The sequence below is a fragment of the Comamonas testosteroni TK102 genome (assembly GCF_000739375.1).
GTDB lineage: Bacteria > Pseudomonadota > Gammaproteobacteria > Burkholderiales > Burkholderiaceae_C > Comamonas > Comamonas brasiliensis.
Genome location: NZ_CP006704.1, coordinates 2,902,978 through 2,926,821, shown reverse-complemented (window position 1 = coordinate 2,926,821; position 23,844 = coordinate 2,902,978). Strand labels below are relative to the sequence as shown.

Annotated in this window: 21 protein-coding genes; 11 read left to right on the top strand and 10 right to left on the bottom strand. The window is 61.7% G+C overall.

Features of this window, described 5'->3' with window-relative positions:
* Positions 1-31: 31 nt before the first annotated feature.
* A complete protein-coding gene (locus tag O987_RS13190; RefSeq protein WP_043376443.1) occupies positions 32-3,238 on the top strand; it encodes a tetrathionate reductase subunit A in 3,207 nt (1,068 codons plus the stop codon).
* 524 nt (positions 3,239-3,762) lie between these two features.
* Here the strand turns inward: O987_RS13190 and O987_RS29150 are convergent.
* On the bottom strand, positions 3,763-4,074 hold the full coding sequence (locus O987_RS29150) for a hypothetical protein (RefSeq protein WP_162473288.1): 312 nt from the start codon (positions 4,072-4,074) through the stop codon (positions 3,763-3,765).
* Here O987_RS29150 and O987_RS13180 point away from each other — a divergent pair.
* The 3 genes from O987_RS13180 to O987_RS13170 all read left to right on the top strand — a co-directional run bounded on the left by O987_RS13180 (position 3,959) and on the right by O987_RS13170 (position 6,250).
* On the top strand, positions 3,959-4,657 hold the full coding sequence (locus O987_RS13180) for a hypothetical protein (RefSeq protein ID WP_003055371.1): 699 nt from the start codon (positions 3,959-3,961) through the stop codon (positions 4,655-4,657). The two genes, O987_RS29150 and O987_RS13180, sit on opposite strands and share 116 nt — an antisense overlap.
* A gap of 79 nt (positions 4,658-4,736) precedes the next feature.
* Entirely contained in the window at positions 4,737-5,432 is a 696-nt protein-coding gene (locus O987_RS28800) for a hypothetical protein (RefSeq protein ID WP_051962178.1), read from the top strand.
* 275 nt (positions 5,433-5,707) lie between these two features.
* A complete protein-coding gene (locus O987_RS13170; RefSeq protein WP_043372740.1) occupies positions 5,708-6,250 on the top strand; it encodes a DUF1697 domain-containing protein in 543 nt (180 codons plus the stop codon).
* Between the two features lie 126 nt (positions 6,251-6,376).
* Here O987_RS13170 and O987_RS13165 read toward each other — a convergent pair whose 3' ends face one another.
* Positions 6,377-7,138 carry a DUF2625 domain-containing protein gene (locus tag O987_RS13165; RefSeq protein ID WP_235214375.1) on the bottom strand — a complete coding sequence of 254 codons (762 nt, stop codon included), beginning with the start codon at positions 7,136-7,138 and terminating at the stop codon, positions 6,377-6,379.
* A gap of 24 nt (positions 7,139-7,162) precedes the next feature.
* Positions 7,163-7,558 carry a VOC family protein gene (locus tag O987_RS28040; protein WP_080731519.1) on the bottom strand — a complete coding sequence of 132 codons (396 nt, stop codon included), beginning with the start codon at positions 7,556-7,558 and terminating at the stop codon, positions 7,163-7,165.
* A gap of 410 nt (positions 7,559-7,968) precedes the next feature.
* On the opposite strand from O987_RS28040, the gene O987_RS13155 reads away from it, so the two are divergent.
* Both O987_RS13155 and O987_RS13150 read left to right on the top strand, forming a co-directional pair.
* Positions 7,969-8,871 carry a LysR family transcriptional regulator gene (locus O987_RS13155; protein WP_043372734.1) on the top strand — a complete coding sequence of 301 codons (903 nt, stop codon included), beginning with the start codon at positions 7,969-7,971 and terminating at the stop codon, positions 8,869-8,871.
* Positions 8,872-9,039: 168 nt separating this feature from the next.
* Entirely contained in the window at positions 9,040-10,671 is a 1,632-nt protein-coding gene (locus O987_RS13150) for an ATP-binding cassette domain-containing protein (RefSeq protein ID WP_043372732.1), read from the top strand.
* A gap of 82 nt (positions 10,672-10,753) precedes the next feature.
* Here O987_RS13150 and O987_RS13145 read toward each other — a convergent pair whose 3' ends face one another.
* Positions 10,754-11,149 (bottom strand): hypothetical protein, encoded by a 396-nt coding sequence (locus tag O987_RS13145; RefSeq protein ID WP_235214374.1) that lies wholly within the window; start codon positions 11,147-11,149, stop codon positions 10,754-10,756.
* A gap of 180 nt (positions 11,150-11,329) precedes the next feature.
* Here O987_RS13145 and O987_RS13140 point away from each other — a divergent pair, with 180 nt between their 5' ends.
* Positions 11,330-12,403 (top strand): linear amide C-N hydrolase, encoded by a 1,074-nt coding sequence (locus O987_RS13140; protein WP_043372727.1) that lies wholly within the window; start codon positions 11,330-11,332, stop codon positions 12,401-12,403.
* A 75-nt stretch (positions 12,404-12,478) separates the two neighbouring features.
* On the opposite strand, the gene O987_RS13135 is transcribed toward O987_RS13140, so the two are convergent.
* Together O987_RS13135 and O987_RS13130 are read right to left on the bottom strand one after the other, a co-directional pair.
* Positions 12,479-12,760, bottom strand: a complete 282-nt coding sequence (locus O987_RS13135) for a YkvA family protein (RefSeq protein WP_043372725.1) — start codon at positions 12,758-12,760, stop codon at positions 12,479-12,481.
* Between the two features lie 178 nt (positions 12,761-12,938).
* Complete coding sequence (locus O987_RS13130; protein WP_003055383.1) at positions 12,939-13,472, bottom strand: GNAT family N-acetyltransferase; 534 nt, start codon at positions 13,470-13,472, stop codon at positions 12,939-12,941.
* Between the two features lie 141 nt (positions 13,473-13,613).
* On the opposite strand from O987_RS13130, the gene O987_RS13125 reads away from it, so the two are divergent.
* A complete protein-coding gene (locus O987_RS13125) occupies positions 13,614-14,039 on the top strand; it encodes a TOBE domain-containing protein (RefSeq protein WP_043372724.1) in 426 nt (141 codons plus the stop codon).
* A 78-nt stretch (positions 14,040-14,117) separates the two neighbouring features.
* Here the strand turns inward: O987_RS13125 and O987_RS13120 are convergent, their stop codons facing one another.
* From O987_RS13120 to O987_RS13110, 3 genes are all read right to left on the bottom strand, one after another.
* On the bottom strand, positions 14,118-15,245 hold the full coding sequence (locus O987_RS13120) for a suppressor of fused domain protein (protein ID WP_043372722.1): 1,128 nt from the start codon (positions 15,243-15,245) through the stop codon (positions 14,118-14,120).
* A gap of 91 nt (positions 15,246-15,336) precedes the next feature.
* Positions 15,337-17,760, bottom strand: a complete 2,424-nt coding sequence (locus O987_RS13115; RefSeq protein ID WP_043372720.1) for a helicase C-terminal domain-containing protein — start codon at positions 17,758-17,760, stop codon at positions 15,337-15,339.
* Positions 17,757-19,430, bottom strand: coding sequence for a VRR-NUC domain-containing protein (locus O987_RS13110; protein ID WP_043376439.1), 1,674 nt, complete (start codon positions 19,428-19,430; stop codon positions 17,757-17,759). The genes O987_RS13115 and O987_RS13110 overlap by 4 nt, the downstream gene beginning before the upstream one ends.
* A 213-nt stretch (positions 19,431-19,643) precedes the next feature.
* Here O987_RS13110 and O987_RS13105 point away from each other — a divergent pair, with 213 nt between their 5' ends.
* Positions 19,644-19,973 carry a carboxymuconolactone decarboxylase family protein gene (locus O987_RS13105; RefSeq protein ID WP_003055390.1) on the top strand — a complete coding sequence of 110 codons (330 nt, stop codon included), beginning with the start codon at positions 19,644-19,646 and terminating at the stop codon, positions 19,971-19,973.
* Between the two features lie 51 nt (positions 19,974-20,024).
* Here the strand turns inward: O987_RS13105 and O987_RS13100 are convergent, their stop codons facing one another.
* Complete coding sequence (locus tag O987_RS13100; RefSeq protein WP_019043189.1) at positions 20,025-21,938, bottom strand: potassium transporter Kup; 1,914 nt, start codon at positions 21,936-21,938, stop codon at positions 20,025-20,027.
* A gap of 219 nt (positions 21,939-22,157) precedes the next feature.
* Here O987_RS13100 and O987_RS13095 point away from each other — a divergent pair, with 219 nt between their 5' ends.
* Together O987_RS13095 and O987_RS13090 are read left to right on the top strand one after the other, a co-directional pair.
* Entirely contained in the window at positions 22,158-22,940 is a 783-nt protein-coding gene (locus O987_RS13095; protein ID WP_003055394.1) for a type 1 glutamine amidotransferase, read from the top strand.
* 126 nt (positions 22,941-23,066) lie between these two features.
* On the top strand, positions 23,067-23,831 hold the full coding sequence (locus O987_RS13090) for a YwqG family protein (protein ID WP_043372718.1): 765 nt from the start codon (positions 23,067-23,069) through the stop codon (positions 23,829-23,831).
* Positions 23,832-23,844 lie beyond the last annotated feature (13 nt).

The following is a 23,844-nucleotide window of genomic DNA, read 5'->3' as shown; positions in this document are numbered from 1 at the left end:
CTTGCCCTTCCCTCATACCAAGGGCAAGACCATGAATGACAAGAAACTCTCCCCTGAACAATCACAAGACACCGAGGCCGACCGCACCGTTGCTGGCCGCACCGACGCAGGTCGCCGCCGCATGCTGCTGCGCAGCGGTGCCGTTGCAGGCGGTCTGGCGGCTTTTGCCGCAGGCTATGGTGAAACCGTGGCCAAGGGAGCCAAGGGGCTGATCACTGGCAGCTCGGGCAAATCCACCCAAAGCGCCACGCGCGGCAACTCGCTGATGCCCGAATTCCGCATCGATCCCATCAGCGGCAAACTGACGACCCAGCCCGGCCAGGTGGTCAGCCCCTCCTCGTGTCTGGGCTGCTGGACACAGTGCGGCGTACGTGTGCGCGTCGATACTGCCGACAACCGGATCATCCGTATTGCCGGCAACCCCTATCACCCGCTGGCCACCACACACCCCGCCCCCATGGAAACACCGGTGCGCGAGGTCTACGCCATGCTGGGCGGTGACAACGGCCTGGAAGGCCGCGCCACCAGTTGCGCGCGTGGATCGGCCATGTTCGAGCATCAAAAAGCCCCACACCGCGTTCTCAAGCCGCTCAAGCGGGTGGGCCCACGCGGCTCCGGACAGTGGAAGAGCATCACGCTCGAAGAACTGGTCCAGGAAATCTGCGAAGGCGGCGACCTCTTTGGCGAAGGCCATGTGGACGGTCTGCGCGCCATCCGCGACGTCAACACGCTGATCGATGAAGCCAACCCTGAATACGGCCCCAAGTCCAACCAGCTGCTGGTGACGGAGGCCGCCAACGAAGGCCGCACTCCGCTGGTCAACCGCTTTGCCAAACAATCGTTCGGCACCATCAATGTGTCCAACCACGGCTCCTACTGCGGCCAGACCTACCGTGTGGGCACGGGGGCGGCGCTGGGCGATATGGCCGGCATGCCCCATGGCAAGCCGGACTGGAAGCACTCGCGCTTCGGCCTGTTCATCGGCACCTCGCCGGCGCAGTCCGGCAACCCTTTCCAGCGCGTGGGGCGGGAGCTGGCCGAGGCCCGTTCGCGTAGCGAGAACACCTATAAATATGTGGTGGTCTCACCCATGCTACCCACTTCGTCCAGCCATGCGGCAGGTGACAACAACCGCTGGCTGCCCGTCAAACCCGGCAGCGACCTGGCACTGGCCATGGGCCTGATCCGCTGGATCATCGACAACGAGCGCTATGACAAGCAGTTTCTGACCCAGCCCGGCCCAGCCGCCATGGCAGCAGTGGGCGAAGCCAGCTGGGGCAACGCCACCCACTTGCTGATCAACGATCCCAGGCACCCGCGCTACGGCCAGTTCTTGCGCGGAGCCGATATCGGCCTGCCCCTGCCTGAGCCCGTTGATGAAAAAACGCCCGCCGAGGATGTCTATGTGGTGCAGCTGGACGATGGTTCTCTGGCTGCGCACACGGTCGCCACTGCGGCAGAGCTGATCGTGGAGCGGGAGTTCACGCCCGCCAGCGCTGCGGACGCCACCGAGGACCTGGCCCCGATGGCAGTCTGCACCGCTTTTGTCAAACTGCGCACCGAGGCGCGCCAGAAGACGCTGGAAGAATATGCCGCCCTGTGCGGCGTGCCGGTCAAGGAGATCGAGGATCTGGCGCGCGAATTCACCAGCCATGGCAAGCAAGCCGTGGCCAACTCGCACGGTGGCACCATGAACGGCTCGGGCTTCTACACCGCCTATGCCATTGCCATGCTCAACAACCTCATCGGCAACTTGAACGTGCGCGGCGGCTGGGTAATGGATGCCGGCCCGTTCGGCCCCTTTGGCCCCGGCCCGCGCTACAACTTCGCGCAGTTTGAAGGGGCAGTCAAACCCCAGGGCGTGGCCCTGTCACGCACCAAGTTCCCCTACGAGAAGACGAGCGAATTCAAGCGCAAAAAGGAAGCGGGCCAGACCCCTTACCCCGCCAAGGCCCCCTGGTATCCAGCCCCCGGCGGGCTCAGCAGCGAGATGCTGGCCGCGGGCATGCTGGGCTACCCCTACCCGGTCAAGGCCTGGATCAACCACATCAGCAACCCCATCTATGCCATGTGCGGCTTCGAGAACGCCCTGGCGGATGCTGTCAAGGATGTGAAAAAGCTGCCGCTGTTCGTCTCGGTCGACCCCTTCATCAACGAGACCTCGGCCCTCGCCGACTACATCGTGCCCGATACCGTCACCTATGAGAGCTGGGGCATTGGCGCGCCCTGGGCCGATGTGGTGGCCAAGAGCAGCACCGTGCGCTGGCCCACCGTTGATGCCGCCACCACCAAAACGGCAGACGGCCAACCCATCGGCTTCGAGAGCTTTGTATTTGCCGTGGCCAAGCAGCTGGGCCTGCCCGGCTTTGGCAAGAATGCCATGTCCACCAAAGACGGCGAGCCGCTCGATCTGGAAAACGCCGAAGACTTCTATCTGCGCGGCATGTGCAACATCGCCTACCAGGCCGGCAAGCCCGTGCCCGAAGCCAGCGATGACGACATCGCCATCACCGGCCTCGACAAATGGATGCCGTCGCTGCAAAAGCGTGTCGCACCAGAGGAAGTACGCCGCGTCGCCATGGTCATGAGCCGTGGCGGTCGCTTTGACAAGGTCGAAGATGCATGGAAGGACGACCAACTCAAGCTGCAGGCCAAGTTCCCGGCCACCTTCTGGCACGAGGGATTGAGCAAAATGCGCCACTCCATGACCGGCGAGCGCTACAGCGGCTGCCCGACCTGGTATCCCGCGCGCCTGGCCGATGGCTCGGATATGCGTGCCGTGTTCACCGAGCAGGACTGGCCGCTGACCATGACCAGCTACAAGTCCAACCTGATGAGCAGCATGTCCATTGCCTCCTCGCGCCTGCGCCAGGTGCACCCGCACAATCCTGTGAGCATCAACAAGGCCGACGCGGCAAAGCTGGGCATCGCCAATGGCGACCCCATCGAAATCAGCACCCCTGGCGGCAAGCTTCAGGCAGTCGCTCTGGTGCGCGCCGGTATTGCGCCAGGCGCCATCGCTATCGAGCATGGCTACGGCCACAAGCAACTGGGCGCCGTGGCCCACAAGGTGGACGGCCGGCTCACCCATGCCAACCCGCAGCATGGCAATGGAGTGAACCTGAATGCTCTGGGCTTTGCCGATCCGACCCGGCCCGAAAAGGACAATGTCTGGATCGATTGGGTATCAGGCGCGGTGGTCAGGCAAGGATTGCCGGTGAAGGTTCGAAAAGCTTGATGTCGGCTTGAAACTCTGGCGGGCGGTAGAAACGGAAAATCCATCGCTCGCACCTGCGCAGGGAGAGCTGCCGGCAAGCCGCAGCACTGCTTGGATCTGCGCCATTGCCGCATCCACCGATTCAGCTTGCTGCAAATACCGAGGCCGGGCCCGATTCACCCCGATATGGAACATGGCAGGCCATATTCGTGATTTCGGCAAAGCCGTCTTGCGTATTCGAGCTCCGGAAAGTTCAAACGAATTGTTCATAAATTCAGTTAATACTGCTTCATCGCACTTAATCACACAGTATTTACAATTGAAAACAACCAATAAACAGTATTTGAAATCAAAGGGGAAATAATTTTCCCCATTGAATGGAAGCTTTCACCCGATCAAGCCCCTGCAGTTCAATGGCCATATTGTTTTTAAACTTACAATTTAAAACAATGCCTCAAATGTCTATTTACGCTTCATTGTTGATAGCAATGAAGTTCTTAAACTCAATAAATTATAAAAATAGCACTACCCAGCTGACAGGGCCTTTATGCATGCCCAAACAAGGTATTTCTGTTTTCATCCGGCTTATTGAAACTGCCATTAACCGAAGGAACGTTTTGGAACAACATGTGCCAGGCCAAAACGTGATGGAGGTTGGCACTGATCATTGGGCTGTGGCAAATGGTCTTTCGCTTGGAAATTTCCCGGTTGTCCGAGAACTGGCCATTCAAAGGAATGATCATGAAGAAGTCTTTGATTGTCATGGCGGTTGTTGCATTGGCTGGTGTGGCATCTGCTGCGGCCAGCAGTTCCAGCCTTGCCGCAACCAACACGGGGAGCAATGCCTCGTCGGGCACTTACTCCTCGGTTGCGAGCTCAGGCACGGGCAGTGCTGTGAGCTTCAATAGCGCGACGGCAGGCGCTCAAGCAAGCGGCTTTGGGAACAGTACCGGCATGAGCGGTTCCTGGGGACCCGTGGCCGCAGGACACTCCAGTGTCGGCGGCAGCGCCTCCACCACCGGAACCGTCACCAGCCTTGCGGCGACTACCGGGGGCGGCGTTGCGGGAGGCTATGGAGCCACCAATGCCAACGCACATTCGGATGTGGGCAGCAACTACCAGGGCCAGGCCCCGGGCAAGCTGGTCAGCGGGGGCGCGGGAGGCTACGCAAACTCGAGCACCAACAATGTCGCTGGCACCGCGTCCATGGGCAATGGCATTGCGGCGGTGAACAGCACGGCCCATACCAATTCCTACTTTGGCGCGAACTCGCAGGCGCTCTCGGGCCCTGGCGGAACCTCGACCAGCAATCACTCTGGTGCGACCTCTGTCGGCAACGCGACAACGACCGGCTTCAGCCTGGGCAACGCCATCGGTGGCTCCAACGGCGGTGGCACTTCGGGCAATGCCTATGGATGGGCCAACTCGGCAGCCAACTAAACAAGGTCTGCGAACCCAGTTGTATTGACCCCGAGTCGAGGCCTGCCAGGTCAAGACTCGGGGTCAAGGGAGAAACAGCATGAAAGCCTCGATCGCCTTGCTAAGCCTTTGTGTCCCTGTGTGCGGTTTTGCGCAGAGCGCCGACAGCAGTGCACAAAGCCTCTCCAGCTCTTCGTCCGTGGGAGCACAACAGAACCAGTCCATCACCATCGTCAATCCGGTTGCTGCTGCGGACAGTCGATCGGTATCCAGCATCGAAAGCCACTCCACTTCAAGCTCGGATCAAAACATAACGACCAGCGGCACAACCACCCAGAATCTGAACAGCAGCCTATCCGGTACATCCAGGAATATCGTGGAATACAGCGGCAGCTACACCGTAAAGAACGTTCCCAGCGTGAACGGCCCCAATCTCACGACCAGCAACGACACCTGCATGGGCAGCAGCAGCGGCAGTGCCAACGGCCCCGGCTTTGGCCTGAGCTTCGGCACGACCTGGACGGACGAGCATTGCACGCGCCTGAAAATGAGCCGCGAGCTCTGGAACAAGGGAATGAAGGCAGCCTCGCTGGCGATGGACTGCATGGACCCTGCTGCTCGCATGGCCCTGGAGATCACGGGCTCCAAATGTCCTCAGTCCATGACCGCAGAGGAGCGCCGCAACCTCTACGGGCCGGATGCATCTGCGCAGGCCAGCCCCGCTCCGGTGGCGTCCGATAACAGGCCTGGGCAGGCAACCGCGTCCAGCCAGACAGCAAGCCTCTACCCGAATTGATGAGCGTTCAGTCCAGGAGGCTGTGATCGGCCAGGTCTGCCACCGCCTTGGCAATGGCAGGCTGCTGCCGAGGCCCTGCCTCGCCTAAGCCAGGCTGACTTCGGCTCAACCCTTGCCCGAGTTTCAGCATCTCATGTGAAATCCGAGTCCCGGCCGCCATATCTCGCCAGCTATTGCGCTACGCTAGCCTCTCCGTCAGCGCCCTTGCTCCGCATCGTGCTCATCCACCTGCGCAGGCTGGCCTACTCCTTCGAGATCCCGCCAAGGTATCGGTCATGCCCATCTATATCGCTCTGCTGCGTGCCGTCAATGTCGGCGGAACCGGCAAACTTCCCATGGCAGAGTTGAAGTCCATGTGCGAGGCCGAAGGCTGTACACAGGTACAGACCTATATCGCCAGTGGCAACGCGGTGCTGAAAGCAGATTGCTCCGCACAGCAACTCAAGTCGGCCCTGGCGCGACGCCTGGCCAGCTACGCGGGAAAGCCCATAGAAGTCTTTGTGCGAACGCTCCAGCAGATGAAGCAGGTGCTTGAGGCCAATCCCTTTCCCCAGTCTCCGGGCAACCGCGCTGTCGCCATCTTTCTTGAGGAGGCACCTCCTGCAGACGCGCTGTCCCAGGTCACGGGTCGCAACGACGAACAACTGCAACTGGGTCGACGTGAAATCTATGTGGCTTACGGCTCGGGAATGGGCAACTCCAGACTCAAGATCCCTGCAGCGGCCTCAGGCACGGCCAGAAATCTCAACACGATTGCCAAACTGGTCGAGATGGCGGCTGCACTTGACGGTGCTGGAGCGGGGTCAGCCAAACGCTGATTCCAGCCTGAGCCTATGATGCGCAGCGCAGGCCAGCAGCCGGTCGCCCTCGCCGCTTCACAATCGATTGGAGCCGAGTCGCTGGCCGGATCGGCTGTCCCCAGCTGCCTCGGCACTTGCCCCGGATCAGCCCAGGTCCGGCAATTCACTCTGGCTCATGAAAGCATAGTGTTCGGCCGCAGGCACCGGTTTGCGCGAGCTCGAACGCACACTGCCTTGTTCCGTGAAAAGAAAGGGGTAAAAACTCAGGCACGCGTCATTGCCCATGTCGGCCACTTCGGTTTCCCAGCCTTCCCAGCGCAAGTCTCGATAGAAATCGCGCAGCCGCTCGGTGAAAGCCCATTGCATGAAGGCCGTGTGCCCGATCCCCAAGGACTCCCAGGCCCAGGTATCCGGGGCCAGATAGTGGACAGCACCCAGATCTTCACCGAGCGCTCCGCCGTTGATCGCAAAGAATCCGCCCACCGCATCGTCGGCAATCAACAAGAACCCACTTCTACGCCCGCGATTCCAGCTCGCGATATCGCGTGTGAGCCTGGCATGCCCGCAGCCCAGCATTCTGAGCCAGCCTCCGTCGACCAGGATTCCGCCGGTTCCATGTGCGACTGCCCCCAGCGGCGAGCGCGTCGTGACCTGCAATGCCAGCAAGACGGAGTCACCCTGCTCCGAAGCAGCAAGGCACTCCACAGGAATGCTCGCCTCCTGCGCCCAGGCCTGAATCAGCGCCAAAGCCGGTTCGTCACGCTCCAGAAGCTCCGCCAATGCACGCATCGATTCCTCATGAAGAAAAGCAAACAATGTCGATATTTTGACACTGAGCCTGCCCGTCCTGAGCCAGGCTGAACACGGCAGATCAATGCCGCACTCGACCCAGGCTTGATTGCGCATTCGCTCGTGCCTGGGTCTGGGCTGCTAGCTGGCCTCCGGCAAGCTCTGGATTGGCTGTACCGGCTGACTGCCATCCTGATTCAGACCTATGGTGCAGCCAAACGGATCGAGCAACATGGCCACAACAGCGCCAAGACTGGTGACAATCGGGCCACGAAACAAGACTGCTCCTCGTCGCTCCAGTTCCTGCCGTGCCAGATGCAGATCGTCCACCTCCCAATAAACGCTTGTCCCACCGGCTCCGCCCGGGCACTTGCTATCAAGTGGATGAAATCCGATCAGACATGTCGGCGTGCTGATGAAAGCATAGTGATGATTCTCATACTGCACCTGCACCTGAAACAGTTCGGCATACCAGAGGGCTGCAGCGTCGATATCGGGGACGAACAGCACGACGGATTGAATATTCTTGAGCAACATAAGCTCTCCATGACTCTCTGACACAGCAACCCGCAATGTAACGCCGACCTGGTGCTGACAAGCGGATTGCTGTCATCGCCTCCGCGCTTCAGCCACAAGCGGCAGCCCTTTGAAAACCCTCTTCAGCCGCCATTCGGAGGCACCCTGAACCCAGCCATCACTCGTGCCTCGGCACGCTCCAGCCAACCCCGGACTCGTGCCAGCCAGCGCCGCGCTCGGGCCTCCCCGGATCCGGCTGCTTCAAGCCCGTGCCTGGGCACAGCTGCGGTCCTGTCATCCAATGCGTCATAGCCCATATCAGGGTCTTCAATTCGATGATTTTTCATGGTCGACCAATGGTCTTTGGCCGCCAAACATCTGTAAAGTTGAATGATCTGACCACTCAGTTCAGAAAATCTGATTCAACTCCCATGCGAAACCTGAATCTCGACCAGTTGCAGACGCTGATTGCCATCGCCGATCTCGGCACCTTTGCCGCGGCAGCCCAGGCGCTGCATCTGGCTCCACCCACGGTCAGCCTGCACATCAAGGAACTGGAGACACGCATGAACGCCACGCTGTTGCTGCGCGGCAGGCGCCAGGCAGAACTGACGTCGGCCGGCCAGGTGCTGGTGCAGAAAGGACGCAAGCTGCTAGAGGCCGGCGACGACCTGATCGATCAGGTGCAGCGCCATGCCAGCGGCCGCGCCGGCCTGGTCAAGGTAGGCGTGTCCGCCGGGGTCAACATCCGGCTGTTTCCGCTGATGCTCGAGTCCCTGAGTCGTCACAGCCCCGGCATAGACATCAGGCTGGAGGCCGTGGGCTCGGCCGACTCCATGCAGCGCCTCAAGGCAGGAACGCTGGATATAGGTCTGGTCGCCAGCCCACAGGCAGAGACGGCAGAGATCACGCTCATGCCCTGGCGTAACGATCCCATGGTGGCTCTGTTGCCCGCAGCCTGGACGGTCCCTGACCGCATCAGCCCCGAATGGCTGGCAAGCCGCCCCTGGGCCTGCTTTGCCTCCGCCACGCAAATGCATGGGCTGATCGCTGGCTGGTTCGGCCAGGCCGGCCTCAGCCCTCGCCCCTTCATCGCCCTGACCTATACCGAAGCGCTCAAAAGCCTGGCGGCAGCCGGTCAGGCTGCGGCCCTGTTGCCGCTGGAGGCCATGGAAGAGCAGCAGCAACTGAGCAGCGTGCAGATACGACATCTCTCACCCACCTTGATGCGCCCCATGGCCATCGCCCATCGCCAGTTGCCAGCCCTGAACCCGGCGGTCGCCAGCGTGCTGAAAGTGCTGGCGGAATTCGGCAATCAGCCACGACTTGCTTGACCTCGGCGCCGCACTGCCTAGAATCGATCACTCTCACTTTCCAACGAGGCTCTTCACCCATGCGCCATTGATGCCGCCGTCTGACTGACGGCCACCATCCCTCCTTCCTTTCGCTGCCACCGTTATACGCAGCCGGGGATGTTCGGCATCAACTCATCGCATGGTTCTATGACAGAAGCTCACCTGACGCTGCATGGCGTCTCCTACACGCTGCCCAATGGGCGGCCACTCTTTTCCAATCTGTGCTGCAACTTCGGCTCTCTGCGCTCGGCGCTGGTGGGCCGCAATGGCGTGGGCAAGACCGTGCTGGCCCGCATCCTGGCCGGAGAGTTGTCTCCCGGCTGCGGCAGCGTGACGCGTGCGGGCCGCATTCACTATCTGCCGCAGAACCCGCTGGCGTCCCGTCCAGACCTGAGTCTTGCTGCGCTCGCAGGCCTGGGCGGCACACTGCAGGCACTGGAGCGTATTGAACAAGGCAGTTGCGAAGCCAGCGATTTCGAACTGCTGGCCGAGCGCTGGGATATACATCAGCAGTTTCAGACGCAGCTCGAGCGGGTCGGCCTGCCCCGGCTGTCACCGCAAACCCCTGCCAGCCGACTCAGCGGCGGTCAGGCCATGCAGGTCGCTCTGCTGGGTGCACAGCTGGCCCAGGCCGATTTTCTGATTCTCGACGAGCCCAGCAACCACCTGGATGCTGCCAGCCGCTCTGCCCTGGCGCAGCAGCTGCAGCAATGGCGCGGTGGCCTGTTGCTGATCAGCCATGACAGAGTCTTGCTGGAAATCATGGACTCTGTGGCGGAACTAAGCGCCAGCGCAATCACCGTCTACGGCGGCAACTATTCTTTCTATAGAGAAGTCCGGCAACAGCAAAGCCGGAATGCAAAAGACGAACTGGCACGACTCAAGCTGGAGCGCAGCCGCGCCGAGCAGGCCTTGCGCACGCAGCAGGAACGCCAGAGTCGCAGGCAGGCACGCGGTGAAAAACTGGGCAAGAACGGCAACCAGGCCAAGATTCTGCTGGACGCAGGCAAGGAGCGCGCCCAAGCTTCAGGCGGCAAGCTGGCGACCCAGCAGACCGCAGCGCGTGAAGTCCTGAACCAGAGCGTGCGCGAGGCCGCCCTGGCGCTTCAGCGCCAGGTGGACTGGCAGGCCGAGAGCATTCACTGGCATCTGCCGCAGGGACTGACGAACCTCGGAGATCGCATGGTGGCCGAACTGCGCGAGGTGCAACTGCCTCATGTGGCAAGGCACTCACCTCTGAGCCTTGTGCTGCGCGCCGGTCAACGCATGGCCATCACCGGACCAAACGGCTGCGGCAAGTCCACGCTGCTGCAACTGCTGGCCACTCAGCTGCAGCCGCTGGAAGGCGAGTGCAAGCTGAATGTGACGCATGCCGTACTCGACCAGCATCAGAGCCTGCTGCAGCCCGCATCGTCGGTACTGGGCCAGTTGCTGGCCGCGAGTCCGAGCACGCCCGAGTCGCTGCAGCGCATGCGCCTGGCACAGCTGGGGCTGGACGCGCGCCATATCGACCAGCCCACCGCACAGCTCAGCGGTGGTGAACGTCTCAAGGCTGCCATGGCCTGCGCGCTCTACCGCGACCAACCGGCTCAATTGCTGCTGCTGGACGAGCCCGACAACCACCTGGATCTGCCGTCCCTGCAGGCTTTGGAAAGCATATTGCGCCAATACCCGGGCACGCTGCTCATCGTCTCGCACGATGCGATGCTGCTTCAGGCTCTGGAGTTGACGCACCAGCTGAGCTTTGCCGCTGGGACATGGACATTGACCGCGCTCTGACCGCTGGAGCCGGCTCGGTCCGCACGCTGCGCATCCAGCCTGCGGGCTCGCACCTGGCGCCCCTGGTTTCGACTTCAGAGCTTCAGGAGATCTTTTTCCAGTTCCTGCCGTCCGTGGAACGGTAATCGCCTCCCGTGGCACAGCAACCGCCTGCGCCAAAGGCCATGCGCCCCAGCGTGACCGAAAGCGCGCCGGCCTCATGCCGGATCGACTGCCGCTGGCAGGAGGTGAAGAAAGGATATGGCTCGGGGGCCAACACCTTTTCCCAGCGGACTTCGTCTTTTTCCAGAGGCTCCACGAGAAAGCCCTCGCAGTCATGGACCAGCAGGAACACCGGCTGACCTGCCAGCACGCCCTTGAAGACCTGCTCCGGCGGCGCATCCCGCGTGGCCTGCGCCTGCCGGCTCAGCGGCGCTGGCGGCTCGGCAAAGTCACAAGCTGCCAGCGCTGTCAGCGCCAGCAGCACAACTGTCGTCAAAGGCCTTGGCATCATGGAAGCAGTATGCCAGCTGCTTTCGGGCGTGCCCGGCCGGCGCCGCCGTGGAGCTTGCCGAGCCAGGTTAGGCTATGCGCCTGGGACTGCGTGCCCTGCCAAGCCGGAGCCCCTGCAGCAGTCACTTACGTCGAATTCATGCTTACAGTGCAAGGAGTAGATTTGATGAAAAACAGAATGCCGCGTATTCGCCCCCTGCCGGCCACCCTGCTGCTCGCCGCTTCCGCTGCAGCCGCCACGACTAGTGCCTGGGCCTGCACCCGGCTGGTCTACCACGGTGTGGACGGCCAGATCATGACGGCCCGCTCCATGGACTGGAAAAGCGACATTGTCAGCAATCTCTGGGTGCTGCCGCGCGGCATGGAGCGCAACGGCCAGACCGGTCAGAACACGCTGCGCTGGAAGTCCAGATACGGCAGCGTCATCACTTCGGGCTATGACATCTCGACCACGGACGGTGTCAACGAAGCCGGCCTCAACGCCAATCTGCTGTGGCTGGTGGAGTCCCAGTATCCGAGCTTTGATGCCAAGAGCAAACCCGGGCTGACGATTGCCGCCTGGGCGCAATATGTGCTGGACAACTTTGCCACCGTGAAGGAGGCCGTGGTCGCGCTGGAGAAGGAGCCCTTCACCATCGTCTCGGACAATGTGCCCGGAGAAAACCGCCTGACCACCTTGCACCTGTCCATGTCGGACGCCAGCGGCGACAGCGCCATCGTTGAATACATCCAGGGCAAGCAGGTCATTCACCATGACCGCAAGTACCAGGTGATGACCAACTCGCCCACCTTCGATCAGCAACTGGCGCTCAACAGCTACTGGCAGCAGATCGGCGGCACGATCATGCTGCCCGGTACCAACCGCGCAGCCGATCGCTTTGCGCGGGCATCGTTCTATGTGAATGCCATTCCCAAGGACCCCAACCCCAACAAGGCACTGGCCAGCGTGTTCAGCGTGATCCGTAATGTCTCGGTGCCCTACGGCATCAGCACGCCCGATCAGCCCAATATCTCGTCCACGCGCTGGCGTACGGTGTTTGACCACCAGCGCAAGCTGTACTTTTTCGAGTCGGCTCTCACACCCAATACCTTCTGGGTCGATCTCAAGGCACTGGATTTCGATGCGCAAACCGTCAAGGTCATGAAGCTGGACCTGGGCGCCGACCAGAGCCATACCTATTCGGGCAATGCCACTGCGGAATTCAAGCCCTCCAAGCCTTTTCAGTTTCTGGGCATCTAAGGTCTGGCGGGCATGAGAAAAAGCGACCAGCGCCCGATGTATCAACGCTGGTCGCCATGGTTTAGAGACGGCTGCTCAAAGCGCTTTGACGCCCACGCGTTCGCGCAGTGAGCCCAGCAGTTCAGCGGGCAAAAGCCTGAAAGCCAGCTGCAATAGCAAAAAACCGATCAGGCCGTCGTCCAGCCAGCCCATAACAGGAATGGCATCTGGCACGACGTCTAGGGGACTGATGAGGTAGAGCGCCGCCAGCACAGTGGCGAGTTTGGCAGCCCTGGGCGAGCGCGGATCGCGCAGCACAGCCCAGGCAAGCAGCAGTTCTTTGCGAAAGCGACTCAGCAAACGGCCCAGTTTCCACATGGCGGTGACCCCTTCAAAGCGACAAAACACCAGCCCTTAGCTTGCGACCGGTCTCAGGAAAAACAAGAGAGCAGCCATTTTCTGGAGGCAAAAAATGCATCCAGGAACCCGGTCCATTCAGGAAAGACTCGCTGCAGCGCTTTGTAGGCAGTCGCTGAAGCTATATTTTTCGGAGCAATCAACCATCCACCGGATTCAGCGGCGTCTGCAGGGTGAGCTGATAGAAGGCCAGATCCAGCCAGCGGCCAAACTTGAAGCCCACCTGCGGCATCAGGCCCACGGACTCAAAACCCAGACGCTTGTGCAGCGCGATGCTGCCTGCGTTGGCGGCATCGATGGCACCGACAAGTACATGCACGTCGCCACGCTGCCTGGCCTCGGCAATCAGCAAATCCATCAGTTGCTGACCCAAACCAAGCCCCCGGTGTTCGGGGTGGACATAGACCGAATGCTCAACCGTGTACTTGTAGGCCGGATAAGCGCGAAAACTGCCCCAGCTGCAAAAGCCAAGCAACCGGCCTTGCGCATCCTCGATGCCGATGACGGGAAATCCTCCCGCACGTTTGGCCTCGAACCAGCTGACCATGTTTTGCGCCGTGCGCGGCTGGTAGTCGTAAAGTGCCGTGGAGTTGACGATGGCATCGTTGAAAATGTCCAAAATCGCAGCGGCGTGGCGTTCGTGCGTGCATTGCACGATGTTCAGATCACTCATTTCTTGGCCTCAGGCACGCAAATCAGAGCCGGTATTATGGGCAAGGTTGCAGCAGTCGCGGGCTTCGCAGCGTTTAACTGCACTGGTCCGGGTGCTATAAGAATAGGTCCAAGTTCCCAGCGGCATTTCAAGGAAACCCTCATGCAGAGCAGCGCACGCAACCAGTTCAGGGGTCATGTCTCCCATATCAGCCATGGCATCGTTACCGATGAGGTCCAGATCCGCACCGAACACCAGCCCGAACTGGTGGCCACCATCACACATGGAAGTGCAGTCAGTCTGGGCCTGAAGGCCGGCAGCTCGGTGATAGCCATGGTCAAGGCGCCCTCCGTGATGGTGGTGACGGATTGCGAAGGCGTACGCTTTTCGGCACGCAACCAGCTCACAGGCAAGATCACCCGGATCAAGCCCGGCGCGGTGAACTCCGAAGTGACCATTGATGCCCAAGGCCTGCAGGTGGTGGCCATGGTCACCCTGGAAAGCACCGAGAACCTGGACCTGGCCGTTGGCAAGACGGCCACTGCCTTGTTCAAGGCGTCCCAGGTCGTGCTGGCAGTGCTGCCCTGAAGAACGAGTCGCCCGTTCAGGCTCCTCCAAAGACTGCGCGAGACCGCGCGTATGGCTTGATTGTTGCTGTTTTGCGGCTTAGCGCTCTTCGTACCTTCCGGTCACGCGCCCATGACTATCCGTCACCACACTGCTCTTGACCTGCCAGACCAGACCGTCGAGCCCGGGCACGGTGTACTCACCGTCGCGCCCCTTGACGACCTGCTTCCAGGCCTGCATCTGCGCCGGGGTCAGGCTGAGCTTGAGTTCATGGTCGCTATGCCAGTCCAGCAGCCCCCCTTCACTGTCGCCGGCGGGCACCAGCTCCAGCGTCGAGCCGTCGCCCGCCAGAATCAACGGACGGCCATGGGGCAGGCGTGCCGGCAGCATGGCCTTGAGGTCGCGCACGCCCAGGCTGCCCAGGCGAATCACGGTCTGAGGACTGCGCAGCAGGCGCTTGCGGTGACTGAAGCCCAGAACATCGTTGTAGAGCACGCCCGTCTTCGAGCCTTCACGCGCCGCGCCGGCATCGATGGCGGCCTGGACATCGGGCAGATCATGCAGGCTGGGCCTGGCCAGATCGGTGATCCATAGCGGCATATAGCTCTGCAGCGACTGAAGCGCTCCCTGCACATTCCAGCGACGCACCTCGCGCAACTCGTCACTGGTCAGTCCCACCAGCTGCAGAAACATCAGGTCGCCATAGGGCGTGTGAATGGCCGGCAACTCGGGATCTTGCACAAAGCCCATTTCGGTCAGCAGCGTGTCGGCATCGGCCTTGATCGGGCCATTGGCCGTCATCCAGTGCCCCGGGGCCAGCACATTGCCGGTACGAAACACATATCGAGCGATATTTTGCAAAAAGTTAACAGGCCAACTAGGTGCTTCCTGTTCGTTGGCGCCGCGCAGCAATCTGAAGCTCAGCTCGAAACCATAGCCGCTGGGCTTGCCCGGAGCGATGTCGTAGCTGTCGTCCAGGTCGCCGTACAAATCGCTGAAGCCGTAGCTGACATAGTGCCAGTGCGGCGCGCCCTGCTCGCTGCGGTAGACGCTGACGCCGTCCAGCGGATCGTCTCCCCCAAGACGAAACTTGATCAACGTGCCGAAATGGGCGGGCTGCTGATCGCCATAAACCGTCTGCAGCGCCTCATCGATTGCATCCCATCCCTGGCTGCCCTCTTCCCCGGTGGCTTGGGACTGAGAGTCGTAGGTGTCGCGGGAATTCATGGCCTTTTTCTCCTTTGCCCCAAGTATCAAGGCGCATGAGGGCCGTTTGGCACGGATTACAAACGGAGATGTGAGCGAGCGTTTCTGGCCGCTAGGCTGTCCGGAAATCTCGGCGGGGTCCCTCGATCTGCCACCAGGCAGGCAGCAGCGCACGCACCTCGGCGCGTGCGAAGCGGTCGTCCATCAACACCAGAACACCGCTATCGTGCTCACTGCGTATGACTCGGCCAGCCGCCTGTACCACCTTGCGCAGGCCGGGGTAAAGATAGGTGTAGTCATAGCCCAGCCCCGCTCCCATGGTCTGATCCATGGCACGCTGCATGGCTTCGTTGACAGGGTTGAGCTGGGGCAGGCCCAGTGTGGCAACAAAGGCACCGATCAGACGACTGCCGGGCAGATCCACGCCCTCGGAAAAAGCCCCGCCCAGCACGGCCAGACCCAGACCCTGGCCGCCCTCGACAAAGCGGGCCAGGAATTCGGCCCGCCCGGCTTCGTCCATTCCGCGCTGCTGCTGCCATAACGGCAGTTGCGGGTGCCGCCGCTCCACGGTAGCGGCGACTTGCTGCAGATACTCAAAACTGCTGACAAAACACAGATAGTTGCCGGGCTGACGCGCATATTGCTGCGCGATCAGATCCGCCATGGGTGCCAGAGACGCTTCGCGATCACGCCAGCGTGTGGAGATATGGCGAGCAATATGCACCTGCAACTGCCGGGCCGCAAACGGTGCCGGGACATCGAGCCAGGCGGTATCGACAGGCAGTCCTAGCAGGTCACGGTAGAACCCGGGCGGACTCAGCGTGCCTGAAAACAGCACCGAGGCCTGTGCCGCTGCATGGCGCGCCGCAAGGTGCGGTGCGGGCACCACGTTGCGAATGCACAGCGTGGATGACGGCTCACGCAGCCTGCCCGCGCGCCCCAAGAGCAGAGGCCGCTGGATATCAAACAGCGCATGCGGCCCGAACTGATCGGCCAGAGCCTGAAAATGCAGCAGTTCCCAGTAAAAACCCAGCAAGACATCGTCGGCAAGTGCGTGCTGCCCCACTGCGGCCGCATGGTCACCGGTCTCCTGCTCCGCCAGTTGATCCGCGATGGCGCCCACGGCCCGCTGCACGGCGCCCAGCAGTGCGCCGGGAATGCTCTCGTAGCTTTGGTAGCTGGCCTGATCCTGGGCCCGGTTCAGCACCTGCCACTGGCGCTGCAGTGCATCGAGTGCCTTTTTGACAGCACCGGTCGCTACCTGGCGGGCCTGTGCCAGATCAAACTGGGACAGCGGCGCCGTATACATGCTGCGCGCGCGCTCCAGCAGATTGTGCGCCTCGTCCACCAGCACGCCCACACGCCAGTCCTGCTGCAAGGCCAGCGCATACAGCATGGCCGCACTATCGTAGTAATAGTGGTAGTCGGCCACCACCACATCGGCCCAGCGCGCCAGCTCCTGCGACAGGTAATAGGGGCAGATGCCATGCAGCAAGGCCAGAGTCCGCAATCCCGGAGCATCCCAGAGCGGCAGTTGCAGCGCCTGCTGCCTGGCCGCAGGCAGTCGGTCAAAGAAGCCACGCGCTAACGGACAGGACTCCCCATGGCAGGCATTGCCGGGATGCTCGCAGGTCTTGTCGCGCGCCTGCATGTCCAAGACACGCAAGGGCGCAACCGGCGTCTCGGCAGCCTCCGACATGGCTCGCGGCAAGGCTTGCTGCAGCTGGCCCAGTGCATGCAGCGCCAGTCCATGGCCCGTGCCCTTGGCAGTGAGAAAGAACAGCTTGTCCAGACCAGCTGCATCAGTCTCCGAGACACCCTTGGCCATGACAGCGGCCATGCTCTTGAGCATGGGGAAAATCGTGGCCAGGGTCTTGCCGATGCCGGTCGGCGCCTGAGCCATCAGACAGCGACCGCCTGCGCCGGCATGGGCCGTGCGATAGACGGCCACGGACAGCTCCCGCTGCCCGGCCCTGAAGGCCGGCATGGGAAATTTCAGCTGCGCCATGGCCTCATTACGCGCCTGACGGTGGGCGGCTTCGCAGCGTGCCCAGTCGAGATAGCGGGAACATACCGATTCGAAAAAGGCCTGCAGTTCGGTGGCGGAACACTCCTCCACCAGCACGGTCTCCTCTGCGCTGCCGATCTGGAAATAAACCAGCGCCAGCTTGATCCGCTCAAGGCCGCGCTCCTGACACAGCAAATGACCGTAGACCCTGGCCTGGGCCCAATGCAAGGCCCGATGATGGGGACGCACGCCATCAAGCCGGCCTCGATAGGTCTTGATCTCTTCAAGTTGCTGCCGCACGCCATCAAAGCCATCGGCTCGGCCGCGAACCTGCAGCTCTTGGAACCGACCGCTGAGCGCCAGCTCCACCTCGTAGCCGCCCGCTTTCTCACGCCGTTTCTGCACCACGGCATGGCCTTCCATGCCCTCCAGCGCACTGGGCGCGGGCGTGAAGCGCAGATCCAGATCGCCGCTGCGCGCCGTGAACTCGCACAGTGCGCGTACTGCCACGCTAAGCGCTGGCTTCATGGCGTGCTACCTTCGTCACGCCACTGCACATGGCAAACGCGCACGGGAATGCCCTGCTCCGAGCAATAGGCCAGCCAGCGAATCTGGTTGTCCTGCAACTTGTCGCCCGGCGCCTTGACTTCCACCAGCTCGTAGCGTGAACCGGCATCGGACCGCAGAGGCCAGAAGCGCACCAGATCGGGAAAGCCGGTGCGGTTGGCCTTCAGGTCCAACAGCAGCCGTGCGAACAGAATCCGCAGATGGGCGGCAGGCATGCAATCGAGCGCCAACTCGAGCAGCTCTTGCGTCAATGTGCCCCAGAATACGAACGGCGACTGAACTCCTTGCTTGTCGGCAAAGCGCTGGCGAATCGTGGCCTGGTAGCGACCGTCCTCCAGCTCGGCCAGGCAGGCATCAAACAGAGGCTGGCGGCGCAGCACAAAATCCGGTGCCCCCAGATCGGCCGGCCCACTCTGGAAGGGATGAAAAAAAGCCCCTGGCAGCGGCGCAAAAACGGCCGGCCAGCACAGCAGACCGAATAGCGAGTTGACCAACGCGTTCTCCACATAGAACACGGGCGCATCGGCGCTATGCCAATGGGCTTGCAGCGCGTACTCCACCGCCATGGGCTGGGCGGGTCGGTCCAGCTGCACATCGCCGCGCAGGGCCGCCACGGCCGGGGCCAGAGCCGGCTGGCGCCCCATGGCGCCGAGTCCCATGCTGCGGCTCAGACGCGGCAGCATGCGCGCCACACGCTGACGCTCCTCCTCACTTTCAGGCGCAGCCTGTGCCTGGCTGGCAAGAGCCAGCGCCTGATCAAAGCATTGCATGCGCTCCAGCACGCGAATATGACGGTGACGTGCACCCGCATAGCGGCTGGCCGTGTAGGCCTGAGCCGCCAGCGGCCAGTCCTGCAGCCTCTCGCACACCTGGCCAAGCTTCAGCAAAACCTTGGCCCGGCGCATGTCCAGCCATGGGTTTTCGCTATTATTTTCAATAAGCGCAGGCAGCAGTTGCGCGGGCTCCACGCCTTCGTCGAGAGCCTGACGCCGGGCCGATATCTCCAGATAGAAGTCCAGATCTTCGCGGCGCTGAAATGCACGCGAGTCAGCATCCAGCGCCACCGGCTCGTAGCGGAAAATACCGAGGTCGGCCAGTACGAACTCCGACCAATCCTGGTAGAGATTGCCAAAGAACATCAGCCGCAGACGCTCTCCCAGCTCGCCCACCATGACGCGCCAGACAGGTTCCACGGCCTCTGGGTGCCAGACGGCATAAGGCCGGGGCTCGGGCTGCCTCTCGGCCAGCCGCTGCAGCATCTCGGCCTTGCGCATGGAAGAGCACAACTCAAAGCCAGTCAAGATCTGCAGAAGCTCGGGTTTGGTGTGCAGGCTGAACAGCTCGACCGCATCCATGGGCTCTGTGGTACTGAGCCAGCCACATTCCAGCAAGGGCGCGGCAGCATCGACCGTCACCGGAATCTCCTCGTAGGCGAGCTTGCTGGCGCGAAACCAGGGCCCGCGCCGCATCAACATGCGTACCAGCAGCGCCCTGGAGTTCTGCGGCAGTCGCGCAAAGCCGGCGATGAAATCAGCCTCCTGCGCGCTGAACAGATCGCCATAGCGCTGCGCCAACCAGTCCAGCGCCTGCTGGAAGTTGTGCAGATAGTAGAAGCGATGCGGCGGAAGAATGGTGGCTTGGGATGCAGTCACGGTGACGCTCACAAAATGCTTGGCGAAAAGACGGGTGGATGCCGACCATGAGACCTGTATTTTCATACAGCTCAGAAATCCCTTCAAACTCCTCCGAACCAGGCGTTACAGCTCGGCGGACGAAACGCGCGTGGCTTGAACACCCTGTGGCAGTGGCACACAATCAACGCTTCATTCAACAAGGAGCAGGCAATGCTGGACTGGAACGAATACCGCAAGGAGCTGGCAGGCAGGCTGGGAGAGTTTGCCGAGTTGAGCCCGGGAACCATGGAGGGCTACAAGGCCCTGTCCGGCGCGGGCAAGAAGACCGGCCATCTCGATGCCAAGACACGCGAGCTGATTGCCATCGCCGTGGGTGTGACCACGCGCTGTGACGGCTGCATCGCCGTGCACACCAAGGCAGCCAAGGCTGCGGGAGCCAGCAGGGAAGAAATTGCCGAAGCACTGGGTGTGGCCGTGGCCTTGAATGCGGGTGCTGCCATGGTCTATTCGGCCCGCGCTCTCGATGCGCTGGGCGAGTAAGACTCTCAAAGGACAGCAGCCAGTGATTCACTGGCTCGCCATCCCGGCCCTTCAAAGCACGACCTGCGTACCCAGTTCCACCACCTGGTTCGCAGGCAGCTTGTAATAAGTGGCCGCGCTGGCCGACTGGCGTGACATCCAGCCAAACAGCGCACAGCGCCAGGCAGAAAGACCACCGGGCCCGTCCACCACCTGTACCCTGGCTACGAAAAAGCTGGTCGTCATGGGGTCGAGGTTCGGTATCTCGCCATCGACATCCGGTGTCATCCGCTTGAGCGCCGCCGGAATATCGGGCTGCTCGCGAAAACCGAAATGCATGTCCAGCGCCCAGACCCCGTTGCACATGGGCTTGAGCCTCAGGCGCTCGCCCTCACGCACATAGGGTGTGTTCTCGTTGATCACGTGGAGAAACACCGTCTGCTCATGCATGACCTTGAAATGCTTGAGATTGTGGAAGAGCGCATTCGGCACCAGCTTGGGGTCGGAGGTCAGATAGACGGCCGTGCCGGACACCACAGGCACGCCGCTCATGGGCGAGCTCATCAGATCGCTCATGGGGATATCGAGGCGGCGCCTGTGCTCGGCCACCAACTGGGTACCGTCACGCCAGGTCATCAGCGCGATGAAGATGACGGCGCCCAGAGTCAGCGGCAACCAGCCGCCCTGCTCCAGCTTGGTCAGATTGGAAGCAAAAAAGCCTATCTCCAGCAAGGCAAAACAGGCCAGCGCTGCGAGCGTGACGGATCTTGCGCGACTGCGCCCCAGATAGACCACAAAGCCCACCAGCATGGTGGTGATCAGCATGGTGCCCGACACGGCAATGCCATAGGCCGCCGCCAATGCCCCCGAGGACTTGAAGGCCAGCACCAGCGCGATCACGGCCAGCAGCATCAGCCAGTTCACGCTGGGGATATAGATCTGGCCCTGCTCCTGATCGGAGGTGTGCAGCACGCGCACACGCGGCAGATAACCGAGGCGGCTGGCCTGCAGCGTCATGGAATAGGCCCCTGAGATGGTCGCCTGAGAGGCAATCACCGTGGCGGCAGTGGCCAGCACTACAAAAATCAGCAGCCAGGACGGCGAAGCCAACAGAAAAAAGGGATTGCTGGCCGCCGACGCATCACGCAACAGCAAGGAGCCCTGGCCGAAGTAATTGAGCATCAGAGCCGGGAACACCAGCCCATACCAGCCCAGGCGCACGGCCCGGCTGCCGAAATGTCCCATGTCGGCATAGAGGGCCTCGGCGCCTGTCATGGCCAGAAACACGGCCGACAGCAGGAAGAAGGCCTTATCCGTGTGCTGCACGGCGAAGCGAAGTGCATGCAGCGGGTTGACGGCCTGCAGCACCATGGGCGTCTGCACAATGCTGGCCACACCTGCCCAGGCAATGCAGAGGAACCAGACAATGGTGACCGGGCCGAACAGGCGCCCCACCACGCTGGTGCCCTTCATCTGAATGGAGAACAGCCCGATCAGAATGCCTATGGTGATGGGGACGATGAAATGCTCGAACTCCGGCGTGGCAATGCTCATGCCTTCCACGGCAGAGAGCACGGAAATTGCCGGCGTGATGATGGCGTCACCATAGAACAGTGCGGCCGCAAACACTCCGGCTGCAACCACGAAGCGCGAGCGCCGCGACTGGTCCCCCATCACCCGGTGGGCCAGCGCAGTCAGCGCCAGCACGCCGCCCTCGCCATCGTTATCGTGGCTGAGCACCACCCACACATACTTGATGGCGACGATGACGATCACGGCCCAGAGCAGCGCCGAGAGCGCGGCCAGCACATTCTCGGGACCCACCGTCAGCCCGTGGGTGCCGGTAAAAGCCTCCTTGAACGCGTAGAGCGGGCTGGTGCCGATATCGCCGAACACCACGCCCAGCGCCGCCAGTGTCAGTGCCGACGGGCTGCTGCCCTGCCCGGTTTTTGCATCCCCCTGAAGCCCATGTTTGCTCTGTGACATAACCATGCTTTTGCAGTGATAGAGACCGCCTCGCGCCAGGAGCCGGCAGCCCAGTATGGCACGCTGACGGAAATTGGAAAGCCTGGATGACGCCGGGCCGAGCTGTCCTTCTTTATGCAATCTTGATAGCAGCGGCCACAATCCATGCAAGGGCTTGAGGCCTTAATTCCTAGATTCAAGGCTTCACAACAACCGGCTTGTCCTGCAAGCCCGCCTCCCATGAAGCCTGTCGCCATCCTCCAGCACGAAGCATCGCAAGGCCCCGGCATTTTGCTCGACCACCTGCGCCAGCAAGACATTGCCCATGTGCTGATAGACCCCTGTGCCGAAGGCGCGGCCCCGGCCAATGCGCGCGACTATCGCGGCATCATCGTGCTGGGCAGCAACCATTGCGCCAACGAGCAGCTGCAATGGATCGATGAGGAACGCTGCCTGCTGCAAAGTGCATTGCAGCACGACATCCCCGTTCTGGGACACTGCTTTGGCGCGCAGATGCTGGCCCGCGCCATGGGCGCAGGCGTCTGGCGCAACCCCTGCGCGAACATCGGCTGGAGCGAAGTCCGCATCACCCCCTGCGCCCAGCAACTGATGAACCTGCCCGCGCAAGCCACCATCTTCAACTGGCATTACGACACTTTCGACATTCCGACAGCCGCCAGACGCACCATGTACGGGCAGCATTGCCTGAACAAGGGCTTTGTCCACGGCCGGCAATGGGCGTTTCAAGGCCATCTGGAGGTGACTGCAGACAGCGTGCGTCAATGGTGCGGCGAGGGGCATCATGAGCTGCTGCAGGCCCGGGGCCCGGCCGTTCAGAGCGAGGCCCAGATCCTGGCCCGACTGCCGCAACACATAGGCCAGCTGCATGCCATGGCACTGCGCACCTACAAGGCATGGACCGATCAGCTGGACAGACCGGTTTCGGTTTCGTGCAACAGTCCTTCGGAGACTGTGAGCCGATTTCGACTCAAATCTAATGAGTACCTGCACATGCAGCTATGAATTTGCAAGCACCAGCCTCCAGCAATGCAACGAACATACGTTTTGTTGCATCTAGCGGACAGTCTCTGGCAAGGCACGGCCGCCGTCTGGGTCAGAATGGCCTGCAAACTCACTGCTCCAAGCTACATGGACTTCACAACGCTTGAAAAACACCTGGATGCCTCGCCACTGCTGAAGGCGCACAAGCAATACTTCCTGAATCTGGCCCAGCCCGCCGTCGCTATTCGCCTGGGCCCCACCAGGGGCGCACCTCTGCAAAGCCGCTTTGGCGGTCAGCCCATGGTGCCTACGGGCTTTGCCTGGCCCGAGCATCCGGACGGCCACTACCTGTTTGTCGGACAGATCAACTTTGCCGAGCTCCCGGGCGGAGCCGGCCGCCCTGCAGAGCTGCCGGCCAGCGGCCTGCTGTCGCTGTTCTACGGCTTTGACGAGGACGACGCCATCTTCTGGCGCGACAAGGACTATCTCAAGGCGTTCTACTGGCCGGATATCAGCGACATGCATGAGATCCAGGCTCCCCATCAGTGGGGCACGGACAGCCGTGCGCTGCAGTTTGAGAACGGCATCGATCTTCCTCGCCACGAGGAGCTGCGCAAGGACTGGCCAGTGGAGTTCGATGAACTACAGGATTGGCTCCATGGGCTTGAGGAAAGCGGCGATCTGCCTCGCGACTATCTGCTGGGCCGCCCCTCCTGGGACAGTCTGGGCTACGATCCCACGCCCGAGGCCGAGAAATACCCTGGCAGCTCGCACTGGCGCTCGCTACTGACGCTGCAGTCGCATGAGGAATTCCACTGGTGCTGGCAGGATGGCGCACGCCTCATGGCCTTTATCGCGGATGGCAGGCTGCGTGCCGGGGACTTCAGCCATTTGCAGGTGGACTGCGGCTGATGCCGGGTTCGAC